At 62.3% G+C, this 12,122-nt stretch carries 6 protein-coding genes; 3 read left to right on the forward strand and 3 right to left on the reverse strand.

The features are described from left to right. Positions 1–18: 18 nt before the first annotated feature. From AC6H4Z_RS01700 to AC6H4Z_RS01710, 3 genes are all read right to left on the reverse strand, one after another. Positions 19–3,072 (reverse strand): SusC/RagA family TonB-linked outer membrane protein, encoded by a 3,054-nt coding sequence (locus tag AC6H4Z_RS01700; protein ID WP_497545000.1) that lies wholly within the window; start codon positions 3,070–3,072, stop codon positions 19–21. Positions 3,073–3,327: 255 nt separating this feature from the next. Then, positions 3,328–4,671, reverse strand: a complete 1,344-nt coding sequence (locus AC6H4Z_RS01705) for a YfcC family protein (RefSeq protein WP_497545001.1) — start codon at positions 4,669–4,671, stop codon at positions 3,328–3,330. 55 nt (positions 4,672–4,726) lie between these two features. Then, positions 4,727–5,803 carry a hypothetical protein gene (locus AC6H4Z_RS01710; protein ID WP_497545002.1) on the reverse strand — a complete coding sequence of 359 codons (1,077 nt, stop codon included), beginning with the start codon at positions 5,801–5,803 and terminating at the stop codon, positions 4,727–4,729. A 128-nt stretch (positions 5,804–5,931) separates the two neighbouring features. Between AC6H4Z_RS01710 and AC6H4Z_RS01715 the strand changes: the two genes are divergently transcribed. The 3 genes from AC6H4Z_RS01715 (at position 5,932) to AC6H4Z_RS01725 (ending at position 12,117) form a co-directional block, all read left to right on the forward strand. Next, the gene (locus AC6H4Z_RS01715) at positions 5,932–7,842 is read left to right on the forward strand and encodes an amidase family protein (protein WP_497545003.1); all 1,911 of its coding nucleotides are present in this window, start codon (positions 5,932–5,934) and stop codon (positions 7,840–7,842) included. 326 nt (positions 7,843–8,168) lie between these two features. Further along, positions 8,169–10,685, forward strand: coding sequence for a DUF1592 domain-containing protein (locus AC6H4Z_RS01720; RefSeq protein WP_497545004.1), 2,517 nt, complete (start codon positions 8,169–8,171; stop codon positions 10,683–10,685). Between the two features lie 31 nt (positions 10,686–10,716). Then, positions 10,717–12,117, forward strand: coding sequence for a DUF1552 domain-containing protein (locus AC6H4Z_RS01725; RefSeq protein WP_497545005.1), 1,401 nt, complete (start codon positions 10,717–10,719; stop codon positions 12,115–12,117). Positions 12,118–12,122 lie beyond the last annotated feature (5 nt).

Consider the following 12,122-nt stretch of genomic DNA (forward strand, 5'->3'; position numbering starts at 1 on the left):
TTATGTGTGTCATGTCGTTCACCATCCCGCCGTGATGCCGATCGTGTACGTGCGCGCGAGCGGATAGGCGTAGTAGTCGACGCCCATGACGACGTTCGCCGACTGTCCGGCGCTGTTCACGTCGGGGTTGTAGCCGGAGTACTTCGTCCACGTCTTGAGGTTGCGACCGGAGACGTAGATGCGGCCGTCGGACAAGTGCGCGCGCGTGCTCAAGCTCGCGGGCAGATGGTAGCCGAGCGTGACTTCACCTAGGCGAACGAACGATCCGTCTTCGACCATGCGGCTCGACATCAGTCGGGCGCCAGACGTTCCGTCGTAGCTCATGCGCGGCTCGTCGGTGATGTCGCCGGGCTTCTGCCAGCGATTCAACGTGAGCGTGCTCTTGTTGTCGTAGCTGTAGCCGCCGTCGTCCGTGAAGATGCGCATCATGTTGAACACCTTGTTCCCCTGGCTGAACTGGAGGAAGCCACGCATGTCGAAGCGCGACACGTTGAAGGTGTTCGTGAAGCCACCGTAGTACTTCGGCTGCGGGCTGCCAACGAACGTCAGATCGCTCGACGTCGGGCTCATCGTCTCGCCGCCCTTGGCCGTCGCGAAGACCGCGTTGCCCGTGGCGGGATCGACGCGCAGGAACTTGTACATGTAGAACTCACCGATCGGCTTGTTCAGCGCGACGATCGACGTCACTCGGCTGCTCACCGTGTAGGTGATTGGCTGGCCACCGTACAGCGCCGTGACCTCGTTGTGGTTCCAAGTGATGTTGAGGTCGGAATTCCAGGTGAAGTTCTTTCGCTGCACGTTGATCGTGTGCAGTCCGAGATCGACGCCGTTATTGCGAATCGCACCGATGTTGTCCCAGACGAACGAATAGCCGCTCGTGTAGGGGATTGGACGCTGCACGAGCAGGTTGTCGGTGTTGCGGCGATAGTAGTCGGCGATCAGCGATACGCGTCCGCCGAGCGTCGAGATGTCCGCGCCGAGATCGACTTCCTTCGTGCTTTCCCACTTGAGGTTCGGGTTGCCGAGCTGCGTGCCGGCAACGCCAGCGACGCCGCTGTATGGTGTGCCCGTTGCGAGCGTGAGGCGCGCGTAGTCGCCAATGCCTTGGTTGCCGGTCGTACCGAAGCTGCCGCGCAGCTTCAACGTTCCGAAACGCTGCAGACCCTGGGCGAACGATTCGTCGGTCACGACCCAACCCGCGGAAATTGCCGGGAACGTGCCGTAGCGATTCGACGCGCCGAAGCGCGACGAGCCGTCGGCGCGAAGGCTGGCGCTCAGCAAGTAGCGGTTGAGATACGAGTAGTTCGCACGCGTGAAGAACGACGCGAGGTTGTTGTCCGACGCGCTGCCGTCCCACGTGGTGATCGTTGCTGCGTTGCGCACGTACGTGGAGAAGCCGTTCGGGAAGCCTTCACCGCGGACGTAGTTCAGGTCCGTGTGGTTGTACTCCACGCTCGATCCGCCCGTGATCGACAGCGACGTCTGATCATTTCTGATCGCGTCGTAGCCGAGGAAGCCTTCGAGCACGTACTTCGACGCCGTCGTGTGACCGCTACGACCCACGCCGTTCGCACTCGCTGCGTAGCTCTTGTCCACCTTGGGCGACGACCACACCAGCTCGTCGACGCCGTACACATCGCCGCCCACACGACCGTTCAGCGAGAGCTTGTCTGTGACGTGATAGAGCGCCTGCAGGTTGCCGAGCGCGCGGAGCGTCTTGTAGCTGTCGAAGTTGTACGCGGCGATCGCGACTGGATTCGAGTACTTGAGTCCATCCGCTGTTCCACCAAAGCCAAAGCTGTTGCCGTAGACTGGACGCATCGGCTGAAGACCGATGGCGTTGGTCACCACACCGTCGAGGCTCTGGTCGCCGGGAATGCGCGAATCGTCTTCACGCGTCAATCCGATCGACGTCGTGAGCAGCAACTTGTTCGTTGCCGAGAGATCGAGATTGACGCGACCCGACTGACGCTGGTAGGCGGAGCCGATCACGATGCCGCGCTGGCTGAAGTTTCCGCCGGAGGCATAGAAGCGGAAGCGATCGACGCCGCCACTGAGCGAAAGCTGCGCGTTGCTGACTGGCGCGTTGCGGAAGATCGCATCCTGCCAATCGTACGAGTGCGCGTCGTCCGTGCCTGGCACGAAGTCGTAGTCGCTCACGCTGTAGCCGTCGTTCTTCGCGCTCTCATTCATCAATGAGACGTACTGCTTGGCATTGAGCAGACCGATCTTCTTCTCGACCGCCTGCGTGCCCGAGTACGTGTTGAGCGAGAACTTCGTTCCGCCGAGGTAGCCGCGCTTCGTCGTGATCAGGATCACGCCGTTGGAACCGCGCGATCCGTAGATCGCCGCGGCTGCAGCGTCCTTGAGCACGTCGACCGTCGCGATCTCGTCGGGATTCAGGCCCGTGATGGCGGTCATATTTTGCCCGCTGAGCATCACCTGGTCGAACGAGCTCTGAATGATCGGAATGCCGTCGACGACGTAGAGCGGCGCGTTGCCAGCGTTGAGCGACGCGGGGCCGCGCACGCGAACGGAAATTCCGCTGCCAGGTTCACCGGAGTTCTGCATCACCTGCACGCCGGCGACTTTGCCCTGAAGTGCATTGTCGATGCTGGCGACCGGCACGTTGCTGATCGCGGCCGAATCGACTGATGCGATGGCGCTCGAGACCTGTTGGCGGCTCGATGTGCCATAGCCAACGGACACGACTTCCGAAAGGACCGCGGCGATTGGCGAGAGCGCGAAGTCCGCCGTCGTCGTTCCGCCTGCGGTGACGGTCACTCGGCGCTGAATGGGCGTGAAGCCGAGTCGAGTGACTGATAGCGATGTCGATCCGCCTGGCACATCGCGGAGCGTGTATTGACCGGCATCATTCGTGATGGCGCCGCGCGCCGAGCCGGTGACGATGACCTGCACACCGCTGATCGGCGCATGGCCAATCGAATCAGTGACTATGCCACGGACGATGCCCCCCTGCTGCGCCGCAGCCGTCGTTGCGACGGTCGCGGACAGCGCGCCGATCGACACGATGGCGAGCGCGCCGCGAAGGGCACTTCGCAAGATTGTCATGCAACAACTCTCCTTGATGATGCAACGATAGGACGGACGAACAAACAATGGAGCGGCGATGATGCTGATGTGACCGTGACAAATCAAGTCGAAAAAAATACTTGACGCGTGAGCGAATTCGCCGCCGACATTGCGCTTACATCTCGCGCGATGTCGTGACGGCAATCAGCGTCCGGAGGTGGGATGTTCGAGCGGACGAACGGGCCTTGCTGCGGTTGGGCTCGCCGGTCGGTCTATTAGAAAATACTCTCGGCGCTACTTCCCCATTCCGAACAACATTCCCGCAACGCCGACCACCAAAACCAACGCAGCGCCGACGCTTGCGAATCGGAGCCAGCGTGAGTAGGGAACTCCAGCCGCCAACAGCACGGCCATGAGAGCGCCATTGGTTGGCGTGAGAAGCTCCGCCAGGCCGGCGCCCATTTGATAGGCGAGCACCGTCACCTGACGCGAAATTCCCAGCAGATCGGAGAGCGGGACGAACACCGGCATGGTGAGCACCGCCTGTCCGCTCACGCTTGGTACCGGAACGTGCACGATCGCCTGGGCGGGAACCATCAAGAGCGCGGCGACTGTCGCAGGCAAGTTAGCGAGCGGCATCGCAAGTTGCTGCAAAATCGTGTCGATGACGTGTCCATCCGCGAGGACAAGCGAAATGCTTCGCGCAACGCCAATGAGCATCGCGGCGGGAAGGAGGCCCTGCATCCCCTCGAGATAGGCGAGCGTCGTTCCCTCTACTCCGAGGCCGCCAATCACGCCCGCGATCACGCCGCCAATGAGAAAGCCCGCCGAGAGCTCGTTGAAGCCCCAGCCCAATACGATCGAGCCATAGACATAGAACGCCATCGGCGCAATCACGATCAACAAAATCGCCACATCTTTTTTCGACAGCGGCGTGCGATCCGCCGCATCGCCGATGACGACTTCGGCGCGATGCTTCATCGCGTGCCGCATCGTGAACGCAATCCAGATCGCTACTGCGACGACGAGCAGCACACTGCGCAGAACGACGCCGGATGCCGGAGGCAATTCTGCCAACTTCATGGCGATTCCGGCCTGAAAAGGATTCGTCGGACCGAATGCGCTTCCGATCATCGCCGCACCAGCACTCATCGCCACCACGCTTACCGCATCGATGCCGAGCCCTCGGCCAAGCACGAGCAGCACCGGCACGAGCGGAATGATCTCCTCTTGCATGTTCTCGAGTGCACCCATCGTCGCGAAGAACAGCGAGAGGATGGGAATCGCGATCAGGCCACGCTGCCGAAACGCGCCAACGAGCCAACCGACGAGACGCCCGAGCACGCCGATCCGATCGACGATGACCCACGCGCCGCCGACGAACAACACTACCGCGATCACGTCGGCCGTTTCGACGAACCCCCGCGGAATCGCAACGACCGTGGCGAATGGCCCGACCGGCGCTCGTGGAACGGCGTGGTATGTGCCCGCCACAACCACGCTCTTATGCGTGACCGGATCGTCGCGTCGCTGGAATTCTCCCGCGGGTAGAATCCACGTCAGCGCCGCGGCGACGAATACGCCGATCAGCAGAAGAATGATCGGATGCGGCAGGCGGAAGCGCTGAGTCGTTGGCATCGAGGAGTTTGATGGAAGCGAAGCTGCCGACGCCTGAGAAACTGCCCGTTCGCGCCTATTTCCGCAGGGGGCGCGAAAAAATGCTATCGTGCGTTGCGAGCGCGGACTTTGCACGCAGCTCCGTGTCGACGACCCCGAGCGACGCAAAGAGCCCGACGATCGATCCGGTCGGCTGTGGCGGATACGCGGCGAGATCGAGGTCCGCATAGTCGAGCTGCAACACGGCGATCGCCTTCGCCGAGTCGAGCATACGCTCGTGGCGACGGAGATACTTCACCTGCTTTGCGGGCGACGACTGCACCGATCCCACCGACGCCGACGTCCAACCGCCTTCGACCACCATCATTGGAATGGCGCGCCCGTTCGCCAGCCGCACGTAGTAGTCGAGCGGGATCTGATCCGGATCCGAGTACACGAAATACGGATACGACGAGATTCCCATCGCTTGCATGAACGGGAAATCGCGAAAGTCGGTCTCGACGCCGCGATATGCCGCGGGCGGCGGACCCCACGCCACGTCGGCCTGCACGCTCACGTACAGCAATGGCAGTTTGCCGCCAATTGCGCGGATATCGCTCGCGGCGGCGTTGGTCATCTGCACCATCGCAGCGTACACGGTGGGTTTCGACTGCTCGCGAATGAGATTCGTTTCAGCCGCCAGCCCGATGTAATCGGGGCGAAGAATGGACGTCAGCGCCTGCACGTATTGGCGATACACCAACTGCACCGTCGGCTCCGTGATACTGCGTCCGAGTTCAACGAGCTCTGGCGCCTCGGCGGCGCGATTCAACCCGTCCGTGACGTCGACGGTGATGAAGAGTGGATAGCCCTTGCTGCGATAGAGATTGGCGAGCGGCAGATCGACGGTGGTGACGTACGTCGTCGCACTCGTGCCCGTGAGTAGCGCTTTGTACGGTACACCGTTGTGCATGATCGCCGCGTCGGCGCGCTTCGACCACTCGGCGATTGTCGCGAGCGCCGATTCGGTGGTCGGCTTTGGTGGAAACGCCGAGAAGCCCATGCGAAACGTGCGGCTGGGCAGATTGGGCTGCGATGGGATGACCGACGCCGATTCTGTCGACGCCTTGCACCCAAACACGATCGCCACGAGCGTGATCAACGCAGCGCGCATTTGCGACTCACCAACCAAAGGGTGTACGACAGAACGGCGAACGCGGAGCGACGGTTTCACCGGTACGTTGTATCATTGCGTCGTCCAGCCGACAGTCCCGGTCCGTTCACCCGAACGCGCGTCCTTCGATGATCCGGTCGTCTCTCCGCCTGTGCCTCATCGCGTCGCTGTTCATCGTTCCCGACGCCGTCGCACGCGCGCAACGCTCGGTGCCGAAACGCGCCGACGTCGTGTACGAAGCATCGATTAGTGATCTCCAATTAGCGATGACGCAGGGCCGCGTGAGCGCCGTCGAACTCGTCGACGCATATCTCGCGCGCATCGAGGCGTACGACCACCACGGCCCGTCGCTCAACGCGATCGTGCGATTGAATCCGCGGGCCCGCGCCGACGCCGCCGCGCTCGATGCCGAACGAAAGGCCGGGCACGTCCGCGGCCCATTGCACGGCATTCCGGTCATTCTCAAAGACAACTACGGAACGCGCGATTTTCCGACCTCCGCCGGCTCGATCGCGCTCGCGACGATGCAAACGCCCGACGACGCGTTTCAGGTGCAGAAGCTTCGCGCGGCCGGCGCGGTCATTCTCGGCAAGTCGAACATGCACGAGCTTGCCAGCGGCATCACGACGATCAGTTCGATTGGCGGACAGACGTGCAATCCGTACGATCCCGATCGCGCCCCAGGTGGTTCGAGCGGCGGCAGCGGCGCCGCGGTTGCCGCGAGCTTCGCCGCGATCGCGTGGGGGTCGGATACCTGCGGGTCGATCCGGATTCCGTCGGCGGTGCAGAACCTCTTCGGACTGCGGCCCACGAAGGGTCTATCGAGCATTCACGGCATCGTGCCGTTGTCGCACACACAGGATGTCGGTGGTCCGCTGGCGCGTACGGTGCGCGACCTGGCAATCGGGCTCGACGCGACGATTGGTCCCGATCCGGCAGATACCGCAACGCGGATTCTCAATGGCCAGGCGCTTCCGCATTTCGTCGATGCCCTCGACTCAACGGCTCTGCGCGGTGCACGACTTGGCGTACTGACGGCGCACTTCGGCACTGAGACCGATGACGCCGAGGGAACGCGAGTCGTGCGCGCTTCATTGGATAAGCTGCGGGCGCGAGGAGCGGAGGTCGTCGACGTGACGATCCCCGAGCTCGACAGCCTGATCAATCGCGCAAGCGTGATCGACTATGAGTTCAAGTACGACCTGATCGACTACCTCGCCGGCATTCCGGACGCACCGGTGAAGTCACTGGGCGAAATTCTGGACCGCGGGCTCTATCACACGGCGTTAGAGGTGGGCTTTCGCCGTCGCGAAGCGCAGGGAACGCGGAACGGGGAGGCGTATCGCGCGGCACTGGCTCGTCGAGTGGAAGCCCGAAATCTCGTTGTCGCATTTCTCGACTCGCACAAGCTCGATGCGCTGGTCTATCCCACCCTTCGGCGGAAGGCCGCATACATCAATGAGCCGCAGCGGGGGGCGAACTGCCAACTCAGTGCGGTGACGGGGCTGCCGGCGCTAAGCATGCCAGCGGGCTTTACGTCCGACGGTCTCCCGATCGGTGTGGAACTGCTAGGCCGCCCGCTGGCCGATACCCGGCTGGTGTCGATGGCATACGACTATGAACAGTCGACCCACCCGAGGGAGGCGCCGAGTACGACGCCGGCACTGGTCGGGGGAAAGGCGCCGCGCCCCGTGACGTACTCCGTAACGATTCATGGGTCGGAGGTCGTGGCGCACGGGGATCTAGCGTTCGATCCGACCCGTCGATCGCTGACGTATGCGGTCAATGTGACCGGTGTTCCTACGGCGAGGGTGCTGGCGGTAAGCCTCGACCGGGATACTGCTGGCGCGAAGGGCCCGATGGTTCGACAGCTCTCGGGTCCCGGGACGACGCGGGCGTCTGGGACGCTGACGCTTCTGGCGGAAGAGCGTCGCGATCTCGTGGCTGGGCGCCTCTCGCTGACTGTATACACGAGTGGCGTGCCGGGAGGGGTGGCTCGAGCGTCTCTACGACCGTCGGCGGCTGGAACGCTTCGATAGAGGGCGCGAGCGCCTGGGCCCGCCAAAACGAGCTTCCGATTCAGTCTTGCAGCGAAAGTCCGAACGTCGGATACTCTATGCGCGTAGACAACAAAGATCCCGTTAACTCGTCCCTCCCCAGGGCCTGCACGTGGCGCGTGCTTTGCCGGCCACGCGGTCGCAAAGCGATCGTCGCTATTGCTCTATAAGGAAGGAACGTCTGATTGGTTCGGACCTCGTTTCTGGTTTGCTGATTACAAGACCGAAAGAGCATCACGACTAGCAGGCAGTCTCACGACGCGACGTTGTGCTGGCGTTTACACGCTGGCCTGGAGGGAGCGCGCAGCATGAAGGTTGTCTTTGCATCCGTTGCGGTCGTCACAGCCGCGCTGGCTTTTTCCGTTGGTACGGCGACCGGCGGTCGCGTGCCCTTCTCGCCGTTCCGCTCCTCGGTCGAGGGGCCGGTACCGGTGAAGAAGACGGTGGTGCGACCAAAAGTTCGCGCCGCGAAACCCGGTGAGCATGCCGCGTATGGGCCGATTGGCTCGCGCGGCATTGCCGTCAGCGCATTGAACGAGGTCGTTCAGAACTATTGTACGGATTGCCACAACGTCCAGGTGATGTCTGGCAATCTGTCGCTCGAGAAATTCGACATCGATACGGCGGCCAAGATGCTGCCTGTCGCGGAAAAGATGATTCGCAAGCTGCGCGCGGAGATGATGCCGCTGCCGGGCGCACCGCGTCCGGCCGGTGACACGCTCACGGCGCTCGTCGAAACGATCGAGCAGGTGATCGACAAAACGTCGAAACCGAATCCTGGCGTTCGCGTTTTCCAGCGTCTCAATCGCCCCGAGTATGAGAACGCAGTCAAGGATCTCCTCGGCATCGAAGTGAACGCCGGCGACTATCTGCCGCTCGACACCAAGAGCGCGAACTTCGATAACATCGCCGACGTTCAGGCGCTGTCGACGACGCTGCTCGAAGCGTATTTGAATGCTGCGTCGGCCGTGAGCCGCATGGCCGTGGGAGACAGAACGGCGACGGCGACGATGACGACGTACAACGCATCGCCGTTCACGTCGCAGCATCCGTGGGATCACGTTCCGGGCACGCCGTACGGATCGAATGGCGGCATCGTCGCGACGCACGAGTTCCCGGCTGACGGTCTCTATCAGTTCCGTCTCAACATCTCTGGCGGCATCGGCACGAAGCTCGAGGATATGGATATCTCGGTCGACGGCCAGCGCGTCGCACTGTTACACTACGAGCGTGGCGTCGATCAGAACCTGGCATCGGCCGATTCACCCGCTGGCGCTGACTACATCCGCAGCGAGCCAATTGCCATCAAGGGTGGCCAGCACAAGGTGACGACGTCGTTCGTTCGCCGCGTCGAGGGTCCGTACGAGGATCTGATCGCGCCGCACGAGTGGTCCAAGGCGTCGAACGGAACGGGTAGCGCGGGAACGACCGAGCCGCCGCACCTCATGGAAATCGCGATCGTTGGACCGCAGAAGATCACAGGCCTGTCGGAGACGCCGAGCCGCAAGTTGATCTTCTCGTGTCACCCCACGGTGGCGGCAGCGCAGCGCGCCTGCGCCGACCAGATCTTCACGCGCATCGGCACGAAGGCGTATCGTCGCCCGCTGACGGCGCACGATCGCGAAGGCTTGATGTCCTTCTATACGAAGGGCGCGGCGAATGGTGGTGGCTTTGAAGAGGGCGTTCGGACCGGACTGCAGGCAATGCTGTCCAGCCCGTACTTCATCTTCCGTTTTGAAGCGATCCCGCCGAAGGCAATGGCTGGCCAGGACTACAAGCTCAGCGATCTCGAATTGGCGTCGCGACTGTCGTTCTTCCTCTGGGGCAGCATTCCCGACGACCGTCTATTGACGCTCGCGCAGCAGAAGAAGCTGTCAGACCAGAAGACGCTCGAGGGCGAAGTGAAGCGCATGCTGGCTGACCCGCGCTCCGAAGCGCTGTCGACGCGCTTTGCCGCACAGTGGTTGCGCCTGCAGGATCTCGAAAAGGTTCGTCCCGACGCGTTCTGGTTCCCGGACTACAACCAGCAACTCGCCGACGCGATGGTCAAAGAGACGGAGCTTTTCTTTGGCGACATCGTGAAGAACAACAGGAGCATTCTGGATCTGTTCACGGCGAACTACACGTTCGTGAACGAGCGACTCGCGCGGCACTACGGCATTCCGAACATCGCCGGCGACGAGTTCGAGCGCGTCACCTATCCCGACAGCACGCGCCGCGGCCTACTCGGCCAGGGTAGCATTCTGGTTCAGACCTCGCTGGCCAACCGCACCTCACCCGTGCTGCGTGGCAAGTGGGTGATGGAAGTGCTGATCGGCATGCCGCCACCGCCGCCGCCGGCCAACGTTCCGAGTCTCGATGAGACGCAGGACGGAAAGGACGGCCGGCCGTTGACGACACGTGAGCGAATGGAGATCCACCGCAAGAACGCCACGTGCAAGACGTGCCATCAGTACATGGATCCGATCGGTCTGTCGCTCGACAACTTCGACGTGACCGGTAAGTGGCGGTATCGTGAGAACGGTATGGAGCTCGATACGCACGGTCAGATGTATGATGGAACGCCCGTGGCGCAGCCGGCGGACCTGGTGAAGTCGCTGATGAAGCGTCCGATTCCGCTGGTCCGGTCGTTCACGGAGAACATGATGGCCTATGCCCTGGGCCGTCGGGTGGAGGACTTCGATCAGCCAACGGTTCGAACCATCGCACGCGATGCTGAATCGAATGGCTACCGTGTGTCGTCCATCATCATGGGCGTGGTGAACAGCAGTGCCTTCCGCAGCAAGCGAGCTGACCCCGTCGCGGCAACGCAGGACAAACAGTAAGCGGCATCACGTCGAGGCATCGAGAGACCACATGAACATCCTGACTGGCAAGAGCATCGAGCGTCGTACCTTCCTGCGCGGTCTCGGAGCGACCGTTGCCCTTCCGTACCTGGACGCGATGGAACCAGCGTTCCGCTCCTTTGGCAAGCCTACGGGCAATGCGATCGCAGCGAACAAGACACGCCTGGTTTGTATCGAGTCCGTGCACGGCGCGGCGGGATCGAACACGTGGGGTGCGACGAAGAATCTGTGGGCGCCTGCGGGCACCGGCAGAAATTTCGAGCTCATCGCCGAAGGTGCTCTGCCGTCGCTCGAGCCGTGGCGGAAGTATTTGACGATCGTTAGTAACACCGACGTACGAATGGCCGAAGCGTTCGATGCGCCGGAAATCGGCGGCGATCACTTCCGCTCGAGCGCGGTGTTCCTCACGCAGTCGCATCCAAAGCAGACCCAAGGCTCCGACCTCTACGTCGGTACGTCGCTGGATCAGCTCGTGGCGCGACGCATCGGCAACCAGACGGCGATTCCATCGATGCAGCTCTGCATCGAGAATCTCGATCAGGCCGGCGGCTGCTACTACAACTACGCCTGCGCGTACACGGACACCATCAGCTGGGCGAGCCCGAACGAGCCGCTCCCGATGATCCGCAACCCGCGCGTTGCGTTCGATCTTCTGTTCGGCGCCGGCAAGAATGCCGCGGACCGTACGGCCCGCCGCAAGGCGAATCAGAGCATTCTCGATTGGATCACGGGCGAGGTCGCTGGTCTCAAGCGCGAACTCGGCAACGCTGATCGTCAGCGCGTCGACAAGTATCTCGAAGACGTGCGTGAGCTCGAGCGCCGCATTCAAGCAGTCGAAGCGCGTAACTCGAACGGCGAAGCACGCGAGCTGCCAGAGGCAGCAGCGGGCATCCCGGATTCGTTCGAAGAACACATGAAGCTGATGTTTGACTTCCAGGTGCTCGCGTTCCAGTCCGACATGACGCGCGTGTTCTCGTTCAAGACGGGTCGCGATGCCTCGAGCCGCGCCTACCCGGAGAGCGGCACGAACAAGGGCTTCCACCCAGCGTCGCACCACGGCGGTCGTGAAGCGGGCATCTTGGACTTCAACATGATCAACCGCTATCACGTGGCCATGTTGCCGTACTTCCTCGATAAGCTCAAGAACACGCAGGAAGGCGACACGAACCTGCTCGAGAAGACGGCGATCATCTACGGCTCGCCGATGGCTGACGGCAACCTGCACAACCATCGCCGTTGCCCGCTCATTCTGCTCGGACATGCGAACGGTGCACTGCAGGGCAACTTGCACCTCAAGGCGCCGGACGGAACGCCAATGGCAAACGCGATGTTGTCGCTCATGCATCGCATGGGACTCGACGACCTGAAGAGTTTCGGTGACAGCAGCGGCGAGTTCGCCCTGTCGGTCTGAGGAGA

The sequence above is a fragment of the Leucogemmata humicola genome, from assembly GCF_055379415.1.